We start from the raw sequence: 15,883 nt of genomic DNA, 5'->3' as shown, positions 1-15,883 counted from the left end.
CGCTATCAGAAGAAGCCGAGCTTCTTCGGGCTGTAGCTCACCAGCATGTTCTTGGTCTGCTGGTAGTGATCGAGCATCATCTTGTGCGTCTCGCGCCCGATGCCGGACTGCTTGTAGCCACCGAAGGCGGCGTGGGCCGGATAGGCGTGGTAGCAGTTGGTCCACACGCGGCCGGCCTCGATGCTGCGGCCGAAGCGATAGGCACGGTTCATGTCGCGCGTCCAGATGCCGGCGCCGAGGCCGTAGAGCGTGTCGTTGGCGATCGACAGCGCCTCCTCGTCGTCCCGGAAGGTGGTGACGGAGACGACCGGGCCGAAGATCTCCTCCTGGAAGATGCGCATGCGGTTGTGGCCGCGGAAGACCGTGGGCTTGACGTAATAGCCGCCGGCGAGGTCGCCGGGCAGCACGTTGCGCTCCCCGCCCGCCAGCACCTCGGCGCCCTCCTGCCGGCCGATGTCGATGTAGGACAGGATTTTCTCGAGCTGCTCGCCCGAGGCCTGCGCGCCGATCATCGTCGCCGGGTCGAGTGGGTCGCCCTGCACGATCGCCGCGACGCGCGCGAGCGCCTTCTCCATGAAGCGGTCGTAGATCGCCTCGTGCACCAGCGCGCGGCTCGGGCAGGTGCAGACCTCGCCCTGGTTGAGCGCGAACATGACGAAGCCCTCGACCGCCTTGTCGAGGAAGTCGTCGTCCTCGGCGAGCACGTCCTTGAAGAAGATGTTCGGCGACTTGCCGCCGAGCTCGAGCGTGACGGGGATGAGGTTCTGGCTGGCATATTGCATGATGAGCCGGCCGGTCGTCGTCTCGCCGGTGAAGGCGATCTTGGCGATGCGCGGGCTCGAGGCGAGCGGCTTGCCGGCCTCGAGGCCGAAGCCGTTGACGATGTTGAGCACGCCCGGCGGCAGGAGGTCGCCGACGAGCTCGGCCCAGACGAGGATGGAGGCCGGCGTCTGCTCGGCCGGCTTCAGCACCACGCAATTGCCGGCCGCGAGCGCCGGCGCGAGCTTCCACGCCGCCATCAGGATGGGGAAGTTCCACGGGATGATCTGGCCGACGACGCCGAGGGGCTCGTGGAAGTGATAGGCGACCGTGTCATGGTCGATCTCGCCGATCGAGCCCTCCTGGGCGCGGACGATGCCGGCGAAATAGCGGAAGTGGTCGATGGCGAGCGGGATGTCGGCCGCCGTCGTCTCGCGGATCGGCTTGCCGTTGTCCCAGGTCTCCGCCCGCGCGAGGAGGTCGAGGTTGTCCTCCATGCGCTGCGCGATGGCATTGAGGACGGCGGCGCGCCCGGCGGCGCTGGTGCGTCCCCAGGTGTCCTTGGCGGCATGGGCGGCGTCGAGCGCCGCCTCGATATCCGCCGCGTCCGAACGGGCGATGTCGCAGAGCGGCTGCCCGTTCACCGGCGAGGTGTTCTGGAAATACCGGCCGGCCTTCGGCTCGACCCAGGTCCCGTTGATGAAATTGCCGTAGCGGGCGGCGAACGGCGAGCGCGCGGTGCGCGAGACATCGACCTTGTTCATTCTCTTTCCTCCCAAGGCTCTGCGAGAAGGCTGCTGCGAGCCGGTGAGGAAGCTTGCGCCCTGGGCCGAAGGCCGTCAGCCGGCCCCTCGCGCCCGAGGGCCGGCGAGTGTTTCAGAACTGAGACAGTTCGGCGGGAGATTCTCGGGTCGGGATCAGTGAGCGGCGTCGAGGCGCAGCCGCTTCAGCGCCCGGTAGAAGGTGGCGCGACTCATGCCGAGCGAGGCCGCCGCCACCGAGACGTTGCCGTGCGAGCGCGCCAGTGCGCGCTGGATGACGCCGCGCTCGGCATCCGCCAGCTGCTCGCGCGTTCCCGGCCCGCCGGCGAGGAGATCCGCCGCCGGCAGCGAGCCCTTGAGGTCGCCGTCGTCGAGGCCGAAGGCGAGGCGGGCGGAGCGCGTCGCGCCGATGACGAGGTCGTGCCGGTCGACGGCGATCAGCCCGCCCCCGCCGCGCTCCGGCGATGGCGCCAGCAGCACGCGGGCGTCGGGAAAGGCCCGCCGGAAGTTCTCCGCCTCGATGCGCCGCACCGCGTCGCTCACCGCGACGGCGATGAGGTTGACGAAGCCTTCGGTGAGGTCGGCGCGGCAGGACGACACGTCGAGCGCGGCCGCGAGCCGGCCCTCATGGTCGTGGATCGGGGCGGTGGTGCAGCTGAGGCCGCTGTTGCGGGCGTGGAAGTGCTGGTCGCGGTGGATGGTGAGGAGACGCTGCTCGACGAGGCAGGTGCCGATGCCGTTCGTCCCCTCGCTCGCCTCGCTCCAGACCGTCCCGGTCCACAGGCCCCAGCGATGGAAGGTTTCGTCGTCGGCGGGGGCCCCGCGCCGGTCGACGGGCACCCCGTCGGCATTAGCGAGGAGCACGCAGCAGCCGACGCCTCCCACCGCCTGGTAGAGGCGGTCGAGGCTGTCCTGCGCCGACCGGATCAGCAGCTCCAGCCGTTCGCGCGCCCGCTGCAGCTCCGGCCCCGTGAGCGTTTGGGGACTGCGGCCGTCGGCGGGATCGAGCCGGTGAAGGGCGCATGAGCGCTGCCAGGAGGCGACGAGGGCCGAATGCGCCGCCTCGCTGCCTGCGATGGCGGATTCGATGCGGTCGACGTGGCGTGCCACCGACGCATCGCGCATGTGGCTTCCTCCCATGGTGCGGGCGTTATGGCCGCCCCTTGCGGCCGACGATAGTGGCGCCTGCCCGTGCGGACAAGCCGTGCGGCCTTAGACTTAAGGCCGCACGGCGCGTACCGGCGTGGCCTCTCGTTCAGACGAAGACCATGCCGCCGTCGACGAGGAGCGACTGGCCGGTCATGAAGTCCGAGGCCGGGGACGCGAGGAAGCAGGCCACGCCGACGAGGTCCTGCGCCGTAGACGCCCGCCCGAGCACGGCGCCCGCCGCGAAGGTCTCGAAGGCCTCGTCCGGCTTCTTCGTCAGGCCGTGGTCGCGGAAGCCCTCGTCGATGACCTTCCACATGTCGGTCGCGACGACGCCCGGGCAGATGGCGTTCGCCGTGATCCCGTCCTTGCCGAAGGCCCGGGCCGCCGCCTGGGTCAGCGCCACGACGCCGAACTTGCTGGCGCTGTAATGGGCGAGCGGTTCGTAGCCCTGCTTGCCGGCGATGGAGGCCGTGTTGACGATCTTGCCGCCGCCGCCCTGCGCCAGCATGGTGCGGATCGCCTCCTGCATCGCGATCAGCACGCCGAGGGCGTTGACCTCGTTGACGAAGCGCCAGTCCTCCTCCGTGATGTCGAGGAAGGGCTTGGTCTGGGCGACGCCGGCATTGTTGAAGATGACGTCGAGGGGCCCGTGCGCCTTCACCGCCTCGTCGATCATGGTGCGCACGGCGGCCCGGTCCCGGACGTCCACCTCCACGGCGATCGCTGACCCGCCCGCCTCGCGGATCGCCCGCGCGGTCTCGTCCGCCTTCTCCTTCGACAGATCGGCGACGGCGACGCGGGCGCCCTCGGCGGCAAGGCCGCGGGCGATGGCAGCACCGATGCCGCGCGCGGCGCCTGTCACGATGATGCTCCTGTCCTTCAGTCCGAACGGCATGGCATTCTCCTCGGCCGGCCGCGAGAGGCCGGCCTTCGTTGCAGGTCATAGGGCGTTGTCAGCGATCTTCAGCCGGTGACATGGGCGCCGATCAGCTCGTTGACGCGGCTCGCCTTTTCCATCTGCACCATGTGCCCGGCGCCGGGGATGACCTCGGCCTTGGCGCGGCCATTGAGCGCCTCGGCATGGGCGGCCGGGATGATGCGGTCCTCCGCGCCCCAGACGACGAGAACCGGGATGTCGAGCGCGGCAAGGGAGGAGGCGACGAGCGTCTTCTGCCGCCCGTCGGCGAGGAAGGCGCCCGACAGCGCCTCGAGCGCCGCCGAGACGCCGTCGAGGCGCTTGTATCTGAGGAGGTCCTCGACGAGCTGGCGGCTGACGAGGGACGGATCGGCGAAGAGCTGCTCCACCACCGGCTTCAGCTCCCGGCGGGAGGCGGCGGAGACGAAGCCGGCGATGTAGCCGGCATTGATCTCCTCCCCGAGCCCGGCCGAGCCGATCAGCGTCAGTGATCGGGCCCGCCCCGGCGCGGCATTTGCCGCGAGTGTCGACACGGCGCCGCCCATGGAATGGCCGACGAGATGGGCGCGCTCGATCGAGAGCGCGTCCATGAAGCCGAGGAGGGCGCGGGCGAGGCCCTCGACGCCCCCCTCCGGCATCGCCTTGGCCGACTGGCCGTGGCCCGGCAGGTCGAGCGCATAGACCGTCGCCTTGTCCGCCAGCGCATCGATGTTGAACAGCCAGTTGTCGAGATCGCCGCCGAAGCCGTGCACGAGCACGATCGTCTCGGCGCCCTCCCCGCGCCGCGCATAGCGCAGCCGGCCGGCGGGCGTCTCGACGAACTCATAGGTCGGGCCCGCCTCCTCCTCGCCCGCCTCGTCCGCAGAGGGGGTGACGTAGCCCGCCACATAGGCGTCGATCTCCTCCTCCGGCACGTCGGCATCGGCGACGACGCCGATGAGGGCCTTGACCGGATAGACCGTGTCGACCTCGCCGATGGCGCGGCGCAGGACGCCAGCCTCACTCGCCTCGACGACGCCGGCGATCTTGTCGGTCTCGACCTCGACGATCTCCTCGCCGACGGCGATCCTGTCGCCAGGCCGCTTCAGCCAGCCCGTGACCTTGCCCTCTTCCATGGCAAGGCCCCACTTGGGCATCACCACCGGCTTGATGCGCTGATCCGTCATGTCCTTCCCCTCAAGCTGCCATGGCGCGCGGCGCGATCTTCGACACCGCGGCGGTGATCGCATCCGCCGTCGGGATGTAGAGGTCCTCGAGCACGGGCGAGAACGGCACCGGCGTGTGCGGCGCCGTCACCATCTGCGGCGCGGCCTTCAGCGCCCCGAAGGCCTCCTGCACCACATGCGCGGCCACATCCGTCGCAATGGAGCAGCGCGGGTTCGCCTCGTCGACGACGACGAGCCGGCCGGTCGTCTCGACGCTCTCGAGGACCGTGTCCCAGTCGATGGGCGAGAGCGTCCTCAGGTCGATCACCTCGGCCTCGATGCGCTCCTTGGCGAGCCGCTCGGCCGCCTCCAGCGCCCGGTGCACGGTGAGCCCATAGCTGACGATGGTGACGTCCTTGCCCTCGCGCACCACCGCCGCCTCGCCGAAGGGGATGGCATAGGCCTCCTCCGGCACGTCGGCCTCATGGCCGTAGAGGTTCTTGTGCTCGCAGAAGATGACGGGATCGTCGTCGCGGATGGCCTGGATGAGCAGGCCCTTGGCGTCATAGGCATTGGACGGGCAGACGACCTTGAGCCCCGGCACATGGGTGAAGACGGGCGTCAGCATCTGCGAATGCTGGGCGGCGGCGCGGAAGCCGGCACCGACCATGGCGCGGATGACGACGGGGGTCTTGGCCTTGCCGCCGAACATGTACTTGAATTTCGCCGCCTGGTTGAGGATCTGGTCGAAGCACACGCCCATGAAGTCGAGGAACATCAGCTCGGCCACCGGGCGCATGCCGCAGGCGGCCGCGCCGATGGCGGCGCCGATATAGGCCGATTCCGACAGGGGCGTGTCGAGCAGCCGGCCGGGATATTTGGCGTGCAGCCCCTTGGTGACGCCGAGCACGCCGCCCCAGGCATCCTCCTCGCCGGGGCTGCCGGCCCCGCCGACGATGTCCTCGCCCATGACGATGACGGCGGGATCGCGGCGCATCTCGAGGTCGAGCGCCTCGTTGATCGCCTGTTTCATGCTGATCTTGCGGGCCATGACGGTTTCCTCCGGATGTTCTTGGCTGTCGAGCGTCAGTAGGCGACGTAGACGTCGCTCGTGAGGTCGCGTGCCGACGGCAGCGGCGCGGCCTTGGCGGAGGCCACCGCATCCTCGATGAGCGCCCCGACCTCCTGGTCGACCGCCGCGAATTCCTCGGCCGTGACGACGCCCGTCTCGCGCACGCGGGCGGCGAAGATCTTCAGGCAATCGCGGTGCTCGCGGTTGTAGTCGTTCTCGCCCTTGGCCTTGTAGGTCTGGGCGTCGCCCTCGAAATGGCCGAAGAAGCGGACCATCTTGCATTCGAGCAGCGCCGGCCCGCCGCCCTCGCGCGCGCGGCGGATCATCTCGCCGGCCGCCTCGTAGACGGCGAAGAAGTCCGTGCCGTCCACGGTCACGCCCGGCAGGCCGAAGCCGGAGGCGCGGTCGACGTAGGAATCGACGGCGGTGGCGTAGTCGACCGAGGTCGATTCCGCATAGCCGTTGTTCTCGACCACGAAGATGACCGGCAGGTTCCACACGGCGGCGAGGTTCATGCTCTCCAGCACCATGCCCTGGTTGGAGGCGCCGTCGCCGATGAAGGTGATGCCGACGCCGCCGTCGCCGCGGAACTTGGCCGCGAGGCCGGCGCCGCAGACGAGCGGGGCTCCGGCGCCGAGGATGCCGTTCGCCCCCATCATGCCCTTGGCGAGGTCGGCGATGTGCATGGAGCCGCCCTTGCCGCGGCAGGCGCCGGTCGCCTTGCCGTAGATCTCGGCCATCATCTCGTGGACGTCGACGCCCTTGGCGATGCAGTGGCCGTGGCCGCGGTGCGTGGAGGCGATGCGGTCGACGTCGGTCAGGTGCATCATGATGCCGGTGGCGCAGGCCTCCTCCCCCGCATAGAGGTGGACGAAGCCCGGAATGTCGCCCTTGGCGAATTCGACATGCAGCCGCTCCTCGAACTCGCGGATGGTCCGCATGGTGCGGTAGGCCTTCATCAGGTCCGCCTTGTCGAGCGGGAAGGGATTGGTGGACATCGGCATTTCCTCCTTTGGTCGACCCTTGGGGTTGTCGTTGGTTCAGGCGAGAGCCGTGGCGAGCAGGGATGCCCCGGCCCTGAGCAGCCCGTGCGTCGCGGCGAATTGCATGACGGCGGGCACGTTCACGGTGCGGAAGGCATCGGCCGTGAGCGTCACCGAGACGGGCTCGCGCCCGTCGAAGAAGATCTCGCGCTCCCCGTCGAGGGCGACGGAGCCGGCGGCAAGATGCGGGTGGAAGGGGATGCCCGCCGGCATGCGCCGCCAGTCGTCGATGCCGACAGGCACGACGAGGCCGGGCGCAATCGGGGCGCTGAGGACGGTGCGCGCCGTCGCGGCGGGCGCCAGCGAAACCATCATGCCGCCCGCCTCCTCGCGCCCGACCGGCTCGATCAGCCCGGCGATGGCCGCCATGCCGATCACCTCCGGGTCGGCGAAGGTGACGAAGAGCTCGCGGAAGGTCTCGGTGCGCCACAGCGCCCTGGCGCCGATATAGCTGTCGGTGACGAAGGCGACGTCGACGAGCGCGATCTCCGCCGGCCGCTCGCCGACCGCGACGTCGAGGCGCTTGTTGGACGCGAAGGCGACCTTGGCCGGCACGCGCCCGGTGGCGGCGAGGCCGGCCGCGAGGCCGGTGACCGTCGGCTCGCGATGCTCCGGAAAGGCGTTGTTGGTGCCCGTCGAGATGCCGGCGATCGGCACCCGCCCGCATTCCTTGACCACGGCCCGGTGCGTGCCGTCGCCGCCGAGGACGACGATGGCCGCGACGCCCGCGCGGTGCATGAGGCGGGCGGCGCGCGCGCTGTCCTCCGCCGTGCCGGTGACCGGCATGTCGAGATGGGTCACGTGCGGAAAGCGGCTCTCACCCTGGTTGCGCGAGCGCTCGATGCCGCGCATCACGTGGCCGCGGATGCCGCCGTGCTCCGGCATCATCACCACATGCTCGATGCCGCAGGCGGCGAGCGCGGCGAGCACGCGCAGCACGATGTTGGCGCGATCGGCGATCTGCAGGCTCGCCGCATTGGCGACGACGCGGCGGATGTCGCGTGCCGAAACCGGATTGGCGATGATGCCGACGATGGGCCCCAAGCCGTCCTCCCTTCGCTTGTCGTCTTTTGCGAAGGATGCGGCAAGGACGATGCCAATGGCGCGATCAGCGCCAAGTCATTGAAAACAAATGCTCCGGCTGTTCTCTCAGGCGGGACTGGTGAGGCGCCGGCGCCCCAGCTGTGGCGCCCCGCCTGCAACAGGTGTGGCGCCCGTCAGCTCAATTTATGCGGCGGCACGATGCCGAAGCGGCGCATGCGACGGTGGATGGTGGAGCGGTCGAGACCCCATTCCCGCGCCACCGCCGAGACGTTCCACTGCCGCGCGCGCAAGGCCTCGACGAGACGCTCCGCCCGCACCGTCTCCTCCGGGACGGCGGCGCGGGCCGGCGATGGCACCGGGGAATGAAGCAGTGCCTCCTCGAAGATGGTCGGCGGCAGATCGGCGACGTCGATGACGTCGCTCGTCGCGACGGCGCGGGCATAATCGAGGCAATTGACCAGCTCGCGGATGTTGCCGGGCCAGGAATGGGCCTTGAGGGCGTTCATGGCGGCGGGCGAGAGCCGCCGCGGCAGGGCGCCGTCGCCGCGCGCGGCCATGAGGTGCTCGATGAGCCAGACGAGATCGGCGCGCTGGCGCAGCGCCGGCAGGGCGAGCACGGCGCTGTTGAGGCGGAAGTAGAGGTCCTCGCGGAATTCGCCGGCCCGCACCAGCTCGACGAGGTCGCGGTGCGTGGCGGCGATGACGCGGATGTTGACCGGCACCGGCCGGGTGCGGCCGACGGGCGTCACCTCGCGCTCGGCGAGCACGCGCAGCAGGCGGGTCTGCAGCGCGAGCGGCATGTCGCCGATCTCGTCGAGGAAGAGCGTGCCGCCGTCGGCCTCGATGACGAGGCCCTTCTTGCCCTTGGCCGCAGCGCCCGTGAAGGCCCCCGGCTCGTGGCCGAACAATTCGCTCTCGATGAGCGCCTCGGGCAGCGCGGCGCAGTTCACCGCGACGAAGGGCCTTCCCGCCCGGGCGCTCGCGGCGTGGATGGCCTTGGCGAGATGCTCCTTGCCCGTGCCCGTCTCGCCATGGATGAGGATGCTCATCTGCGTGTTGACGAGCCGGGCGGCCCTGGCGATGACCTCCTCCATCATCGGGTCGCCGCCATGCAGCTTCTCGAGGGGCCGCGCCAGCGCCGCCTTCCGTGCCGGCGCCGGCTGCTGCGACGCGCGGGCGGGTGGCGGCAGGCTCTGCGCGAAGAGGGTCGTGCCGCTCGCCAGAAGCCGGACGGCCCGCTGGCGCGTCGGCAGCGAATGGGCGAAGAGCGGCAGGTCGTCGACCCGGCAGTCGAGATAGTCGCTGATCATCGCCCCGAGCGGGTTCGGATTGCGCATCGAGCGCAGGGCGGCCTCGCGCAGCAGGAGGCGGCGCGCGCGGTCGTTGAAGCCGATGATGCGCCCGCCCGCATCGACCGCCAGCACGAAGTCGGGATCGACGTCGGCGAATTCCTGGCTCGCCGCCAGCTTGAGGATCCACTCGCTGCGGAAGTTGTTGAGGAGATTGGCGTTTTCGATCTTGTGGGCATACGACCTGACGAGCTGCAGCGCGAGGTGCTGGCTCTGCTTCGGCTCCGGCGACTTGAGCGCCGAGATGTCGAGCACGCCCGCGAGCGTGCCGCCCGAGTCGAAAATGGGCGCGGCGGTGCAGGTGAGCGGGATGTGCGTCGCGTCGAAATGGTCGCTCTGGTGCACCGTCAGCGCCTCGCCGGTGGCGATGCAGGTGCCGACGGCGCAGGTGCCCATATGCGTCTCGGCCCAGTCGGCGCCGAGATAGAGCCCGGCCCGGTGCAGCTGGTCGTTGAAGGTGGGATCGCCGATGAAATCGACCGTGACCCCCTTGGCGTCGGTGAGGAGGAGCACGTAGCCGAGGCCCGAGACCTGGCGGTAAAGTGTCTCGAGCCCCACGCGCGCGGTGTGCAGGAACTCGTCCATCGCGTCGCGGTGTTCGCGCAGCTGCGCCTGGGGCAGGATCTGCGCATCGCGCAGGACGACGGGATCGAGCTTGTGCTCGTCCACGCACCGCCGCCACGACTCCCGGATCACCGCGTCGCGCGCTGTCCGCTCGCCGACGGCGACCCGCACGACCTCGTCGATATGGGCGGCCTGCTCCTGCCTCATGGCTGCGCTCCTCCCCATATGTCTTCTCGATTTTGCGTGAAGTGTCGCCCCGGACGCCGGTCCGATCAAGCCGTGACGGCACGTCCATCCTTCGCCTTGCTTCAACCCGTTGATCATGCGTGTGAAACCGTCTCGGCCGGCTGCGCCGTCATGCCCGCGCCTGTCGCGGGCATCCACGCCGTCAAAGTATCGAGGAAGCCCCGAAAGGCGTGGATGGCAACAGCAACGCGCCTTGCGTCTCTTTGAAGTGACCCAAGTCGCACAGGCTCGACTTGGGTTGGACAAGCCCGGCCATGACGGCGGAGAACTTGCACACTACAAATCGGACAACCGCACCCGGGGGAAGAAAGCGGCCTGCTCGCGAAAGCGGCAGCGGCGCAACCGGTCTGCCCAAACCGTCATCGGGATGTTATGAATAGAGCCTATGTCCGGACCTGACTTGCAGGGCATCGCCGCACCGCGATGCACAGCTGTGCAACGGGGGCTCGATGACACTGGCGCCGTTTCTCGAGGTGAAGAAGGCGAGCGTCGCGTATGGCGCGACAACGGTGCTCGACGGCATCGACCTCGCCATTGCCAAGGGTGAGTTCGTCGCCCTGCTCGGCTCCTCCGGCTGCGGCAAGACCACCCTGCTCCGCACGATCGCCGGCTTCGTGATGCCCTCCGCCGGGACCGTCGCGGTCGCCGGGCGGGACGTGACGCGCCTGCCGCCGGACAAGCGGGGCATGGCCCTCGTCTTCCAGTCCTACGCCCTGTGGCCGCACATGAGCGTGGCCCAGAACATCGGCTACGGGCTCAAGCTGCGGCGCCAGCCGGCCGAGGCGATCGCCCGGCGCGTCGCGGAGATGGAGGCGCTGCTCGGCCTCACCGGCCTGTCGCGCCGCAAGCCGGCCGAACTCTCGGGCGGCCAGCGCCAGCGCGTCGCCCTCGGCCGGGCGCTCGCCATCGATCCCGAGATCCTGCTGCTCGACGAGCCGCTGTCGAACCTCGACGCGCGCATCCGCCTCTCCGTGCGGCACGAGATCCGCGCCCTGCAGCGTCGGCTCGGCATCACCGCCGTCCACGTCACGCACGACCGCGAGGAGGCCATGGTGATGGCCGACCGCATCGTCATCCTCGACAACGGCCGCATCGCCCAGGCGGGCACGCCGGAGGAGGTCTACAACCGGCCCGTCTCGTCCTTCGTCGCCGCCTTCATGGGCGCGGAGAACCGCATCGGCCTCGTCGGGACCGTCGCGGGCGACCGCTTCGCCATCGCGGCCGGACCAACGAACGAGCCCTGCTCTGTGCCGCTCTCGGGGCGGCCGCTCGCCGACGGACCCGTCGTCGCCCGCTTCCGCGCCGAGGCGGCCGAGCTCGTGCCGGCGGGCGATGCCGCGCACATCCCGGAGGGCACGCTGGTTCTACCCGGCCGCGTCGAGAGCGCGAGCTATCCCGGCGGCCATTGGCGCCACGCCGTCGCCGTCGGCCCCGACACCGTCCTCGTCGACGCGCCGCAGGCCTTCGCCCCGGACGCGGCCGTGAAGGTATGCGTGCCGCCTGAGGCGCTCTTCCTGTTCAGCCCGGCCGGCGCCGAACCGGCCGCAGCCGGATCCTCCCGACACAAGACAGACAAGGCCAGCGAACTGGCCGGAGCCTGACATCGGGCCCCCGCGCCCGACCATAACGGAGACCGAGCAATGAAAACGTTGTTCAATGCAGCACTCGTCCTCGGCTTCGCGGCCACTCCGGCCGCGGCAGCCGATCTCACGGTGGTCACCGCCGGCGACCAGAACATGGTCGAATATGTGAGCGAATATCTCGGGCCGCTGTTCGAGAAGGAGAACCCGGGCACCAAGGTGCGCGTCGTCGGCACTGGCCCCGGCGATGCCGGCTCGCAGAAGATCCTCGAGCGCTTCGAGGCCCAGTCGAAGGCCGGCAGCACCAAGTGGGATGTCGACGTCGCCGTGGTGCACGAGAAGTTCGCCGGCCCCATGGTGGAGGCGGGCTATCTCGAGGCCTACCGCGACAAGATCCCGAGCGGCAAGCTCGTCACCCGCGGCAATGCCGACATGGCGCTCGGCACCAAGGTGAGCGGCTATGTCATGCCGATGTTCAACAGCCAGACGGCGCTCGCCTACAACCCCAATCTCCTCGCCAACCCGCCGAAGAGCTATGCCGAGCTCGCGGAATGGGCCAAGGCGAACCCCAAGCAGTTCGGCTACAACGGCATCAAGGGCGGTGCCTCCGGCGTCAGCTTCGTCATGGGCTGGGTCTACGCCTTCGGCGAGGGCGACGCCGGCAAGCTGCAGAACGGCCCCTTCGAGGAGGCCGAGACGAAGAAGTGGGACAAGGCGCTCGCCAGCCTCAAGGACTTCACGAGCCACGCGACCCTCACCCCCGGCAACGCCGGCACGCTCGACCTCCTGAGCCGCGGCGAGATCGCCATGGGCCCGGTGTGGGTCGACATGTTCTATTCCTGGCAGGCGGACGGGCGCCTGCCGCCGGACCTCAAGCTCGTGCTGCCCGAGCCCGGCATGCCCGGCCAGCCGATGCACTACGTGGTGCCGGCGAAGAGCCCGAACAGCGAGCTCGCCGAGAAGTTCGTCGCCATGGCGACGAGCCCGAAGGTGCAGGCCGAGGGCATCGTCAAGCGCTTCAACTGGTATCCCGGCATCGACGCCCAGCACGTCCAGGCCGAGCTCGACGAGGCCACCTGGAGCAAGCTGTTCAAGGACATCACGCCGGAGGACCTCGCCAAGAACGGCAAGCCCTTCCCGATCGCGCCCTACAACAACGCGATCCTCGAGGCCTACGAGCGCCAGGTCTCGAACTGAGCGGGGCCATTGGCGCCCGGTGTCAACGGTCCCGGACGCCGCAATTCCCTTCCCCGCACGACGAGCAATCGTGATTGGTACGTGCGGCGCCAGATCCCTCCCCTTCAGGGGAGGGTGGATCGGTCTGAAGGACCGAGACGGGTGGGGTCACGGCCGGAAACGACGCGCAAATGTCGATCGCGTGCCCCCTCCGTCGCCGCATCGCGGCGCCACCTCCCCCGTGCGGGGGAGGATCCGTGCCACTCTTGCCATACACGGCCGACCTATTCCTGTGAGGGAAGAGAACTAGCAGCTCCCATCCATGATGTTCGCCGCATAACCGGATCACCCCATGTCGAAACGCCTCCTCGGCCTCATCCTCGTCCTGCCGGCGCTGGCGACGATCACGCTGCTCTTCATCGTGCCGCTCGCGGCCTCGGTCGTTGGTGCCTTCGAGGTCGAGGGCCGCTACGGGCTCGGCAATTTCGACAAGGCCTTCGCGCTCTACAGCCAGGATATCCTGTTCACCGTCGTCATCGTCAGCCTGTCGACGGCGATCATCGGCCTCGTCGCCATCGCCATCGGCGGCTATCTCACGCTCGGCGAGAATCCGGTCGCCGTCGCCATCCTGCGCTGGCTATACCGCTGGCCGCTGTTCATCCCCTTCATCGTGGTCGGCCAGGTGCTGCGCACCTTCCTCGCCAAGAACGGCATGATGAACAACACGCTCGTCTCCCTCGGCATCCTGACGCCGCTCGAGACGACGAGCTTCCTCGACTGGCGCGGCATCGTCATCGCCTTCGTCTGGAAACAGGCGCCCTTCGTGGCCCTGCTCGTCTCCGGCGCCATGGCCTCGCTCGACCGCGGCACCATCGAGGCGGCGCGCAACCTCGGCGCCTCGCGCCTGCGCATCCTCATCGAGATCGTCGTGCCGCAGGTGGCGACGACGCTCATCGTCGGGCTCGTCCTGTCCTTCGTCACCATGATGTCGGTGCTGTCGGTGCCGCTCATGATCAACGCCCAGTCGCCGACCATGATCACCGCCGACATCGCCTTCCGCCTCAACGCCTATCGCGACTACGGCGTCGCCAATGCGCTCGGCCTCATCTCGCTCCTCATCACCGCGAGCGTCGCCTGGATCTATCTCAGGCACAACGTGAGGAGCCGGGCATGACGAGCCTCGCGACGACGACACCGGCCACCGGCCGCCGGCTGCCGCGGATCGACCTCTGGTGGCTGCCGCGCGGGCTCGTCCTCGGTCTTCTCGCCTTCATCATCTTCGGGCCGCTCACCAATCTCGTGCTGTGGACGGTGGCGGAGCGCTGGTACTTCCCGCACGCGCTGCCGCTGGAATACGGCTTCAGCTATTGGCAGCGCGTCTTCTCGCCACGCGGCAACGCCATGGAATCCCTGGCGAACAGCGTCTTCGTCGCGACCTTGACGGTGATCGTGGCGCTCGCGCTCGCCGTGCCGGCGGGCTATGCGCTGGCGCGGCTCAGGCTGCCGCTGCGCAGCCTCATCCTGATCGCCTTCCTCATCCCGCAGGCGTTCCCGAACCTGCCCGTCTACGTCAACATCGCGCGGCTGTTCTACGGGCTCGGTCTCAACGGCACCATTCCCGGCGTCGTCCTCGTCCACGTCACGCACGGGCTCGTCTATGCGGTATGGATCGCCACCGCCGCCTTCTCGGCGGTCGACCGGGAGCTGGAGGAGGCCGCCCGCTCCATCGGCGCGAGCGCGCTGCGCGCCTTCCGCGACGTCACCCTGCCGCTCGCCGCCCCGGGGCTGATGGCGAGCGCCATCTTCGTCTTCCTCGAATCCCTCGACGAGTTCACCGGCTCGTTCTTCGTCGGCGCGCCGGACGTCAACCTGCTGCCGCTTCTGCTCTATACGGCAGGCGCCGGGGGCAACTACCAGATCGCCTCGATCACGGCGCTCCTGCTGCTCGTGCCCTCCATCGCCTTCATGCTGGTGGTGGAACGCTTCCTCAAGGCGGACGTGCTGTCGCGCGTCGGCCACTGACGCAAAGGCCGCATGACCTTGGACGACATCCCCGGCCCGCCCCGAACGACCGGCAAGCCGCGCTTCGTCAGCGCACAGGACGTGGCGCGCCGCGCCGGCGTGTCGCGCTCGGCCGTCTCGCGCGCCTTCACGCCCGGCGCCAGCATCGCGGAGGAGACGCGCGAGAAGGTGATGCAGGCGGCCGCCGAGCTCGGCTATCAGGTCAACGACCTCGCGCGCGGCCTCCTCGCCAACCGCAGTCGCCTCGTCGGCATCGTCGCGACCAAGCCCGAGGTCGGCTTCCGCGCCGACCTCACCGCCGCGCTCGCCAAGACGCTGATCCGGCGCGGCAGCGTGCCGCTCCTCATCAACACGGGCGAGACGGAGGACGAGCTCACCGCGGCCCAGCAGACGCTCTTCGGCCATCGCGCCGAGGCGACCATCGTCCTCTCCGGCTCGCCGCCCTCCTCCTTCGTCGATCTCGCCCGGCGCAATGGCCAGCCCCTCGTCGTCATCGGCCGCTCGGAGCCGGAGACGGACCACGTTATGGTGGACAACATCGCCGCCGCGCGCCTCGCCGCCCGGCTCTTCGTGACGCGCGGCTTCACGCTGCTCGGCCTCGCCGGCTCGCGGTCGGCGACGCCGAGCATCGTCGAGCGCGAGCAGGCGTTCTGCGACGAGGCCGCCCGCCTCGGCGCGACGATCGTCGTCGAACGTGGACCCGACACGGATTATGCAGGGGGCCTTGCCGCCGGCCGCGCCCTGCTCGACGGCCAGCCGCGGCCGCGGGCGGTCTTCTGCGTCAACGACCTCGTCGCCCTCGGCGTCATGGATGCGGCGCGCACGGATCTCGGCCTCGCCGTGCCCGGCGATGTCGCCGTGATCGGCTTCGACGACGTACCCCAGGCCGACTGGCTCGCCTATCGGCTTACCACCTTCCGCCAGGATCCGGAACTGATGGCCGCTCGCGCCGTCGCCGTGCTCGATCGGCGCCAGCAGGATCCGGCCGGGCCGCTCATCGCGGAGCGCATCGAGGCCCGCCTCGTGGTGCGTGACAGCTTCGCGCCGGCGGAGTGAG

At 69.6% G+C, this 15,883-nt stretch carries 13 protein-coding genes; 5 read left to right on the top strand and 8 right to left on the bottom strand.

Annotated features, from left to right (window positions below; all coding sequences use genetic code 11):
- Nucleotides 1–5 precede the first annotated feature (5 nt).
- From adh to GGR16_RS19990, 8 genes are all read right to left on the bottom strand, one after another.
- A complete protein-coding gene (gene adh, locus GGR16_RS20025; RefSeq protein ID WP_183317762.1) occupies nt 6–1,523 on the bottom strand; it encodes an aldehyde dehydrogenase in 1,518 nt (505 codons plus the stop codon).
- A gap of 153 nt (nt 1,524–1,676) precedes the next feature.
- Nucleotides 1,677–2,645, bottom strand: coding sequence for a GAF domain-containing protein (locus tag GGR16_RS20020; protein ID WP_183317761.1), 969 nt, complete (start codon nt 2,643–2,645; stop codon nt 1,677–1,679).
- A 130-nt stretch (nt 2,646–2,775) separates the two neighbouring features.
- Complete coding sequence (locus GGR16_RS20015) at nt 2,776–3,564, bottom strand: SDR family NAD(P)-dependent oxidoreductase (RefSeq protein WP_183317760.1); 789 nt, start codon at nt 3,562–3,564, stop codon at nt 2,776–2,778.
- 68 nt (nt 3,565–3,632) lie between these two features.
- Complete coding sequence (locus tag GGR16_RS20010; protein ID WP_183317759.1) at nt 3,633–4,751, bottom strand: acetoin dehydrogenase dihydrolipoyllysine-residue acetyltransferase subunit; 1,119 nt, start codon at nt 4,749–4,751, stop codon at nt 3,633–3,635.
- Nucleotides 4,752–4,761: 10 nt separating this feature from the next.
- Entirely contained in the window at nt 4,762–5,781 is a 1,020-nt protein-coding gene (locus tag GGR16_RS20005; protein ID WP_183317758.1) for an alpha-ketoacid dehydrogenase subunit beta, read from the bottom strand.
- Nucleotides 5,782–5,816: 35 nt separating this feature from the next.
- Nucleotides 5,817–6,800, bottom strand: coding sequence for a thiamine pyrophosphate-dependent dehydrogenase E1 component subunit alpha (locus GGR16_RS20000; RefSeq protein WP_183317757.1), 984 nt, complete (start codon nt 6,798–6,800; stop codon nt 5,817–5,819).
- Between the two features lie 42 nt (nt 6,801–6,842).
- A complete protein-coding gene (locus tag GGR16_RS19995) occupies nt 6,843–7,889 on the bottom strand; it encodes an ATP-NAD kinase family protein (RefSeq protein WP_183317756.1) in 1,047 nt (348 codons plus the stop codon).
- 173 nt (nt 7,890–8,062) lie between these two features.
- Nucleotides 8,063–10,009, bottom strand: a complete 1,947-nt coding sequence (locus GGR16_RS19990; protein ID WP_183317755.1) for a sigma-54-dependent Fis family transcriptional regulator — start codon at nt 10,007–10,009, stop codon at nt 8,063–8,065.
- A 488-nt stretch (nt 10,010–10,497) separates the two neighbouring features.
- Between GGR16_RS19990 and GGR16_RS19985 the strand changes: the two genes are divergently transcribed.
- From GGR16_RS19985 to GGR16_RS19965, 5 genes are all read left to right on the top strand, one after another.
- Nucleotides 10,498–11,649, top strand: a complete 1,152-nt coding sequence (locus tag GGR16_RS19985) for an ABC transporter ATP-binding protein (protein ID WP_183317754.1) — start codon at nt 10,498–10,500, stop codon at nt 11,647–11,649.
- Nucleotides 11,650–11,688: 39 nt separating this feature from the next.
- A complete protein-coding gene (locus GGR16_RS19980) occupies nt 11,689–12,825 on the top strand; it encodes an ABC transporter substrate-binding protein (RefSeq protein WP_183317753.1) in 1,137 nt (378 codons plus the stop codon).
- A gap of 331 nt (nt 12,826–13,156) precedes the next feature.
- Nucleotides 13,157–13,978 carry an ABC transporter permease gene (locus tag GGR16_RS19975; RefSeq protein ID WP_183317752.1) on the top strand — a complete coding sequence of 274 codons (822 nt, stop codon included), beginning with the start codon at nt 13,157–13,159 and terminating at the stop codon, nt 13,976–13,978.
- Nucleotides 13,975–14,826, top strand: a complete 852-nt coding sequence (locus GGR16_RS19970) for an ABC transporter permease (RefSeq protein ID WP_183317751.1) — start codon at nt 13,975–13,977, stop codon at nt 14,824–14,826. Before GGR16_RS19975 ends, GGR16_RS19970 begins: the two co-directional genes overlap by 4 nt.
- A 12-nt stretch (nt 14,827–14,838) precedes the next feature.
- Nucleotides 14,839–15,882 (top strand): LacI family DNA-binding transcriptional regulator, encoded by a 1,044-nt coding sequence (locus GGR16_RS19965; RefSeq protein WP_183317750.1) that lies wholly within the window; start codon nt 14,839–14,841, stop codon nt 15,880–15,882.
- Nucleotide 15,883 lies beyond the last annotated feature (1 nt).

Origin of the sequence: Chelatococcus caeni, from assembly GCF_014196925.1 — a bacterium.
In the GTDB taxonomy this organism is placed as follows: domain Bacteria; phylum Pseudomonadota; class Alphaproteobacteria; order Rhizobiales; family Beijerinckiaceae; genus Chelatococcus_A; species Chelatococcus_A caeni.
This window is presented reverse-complemented; position numbering and strand designations above follow the sequence as displayed.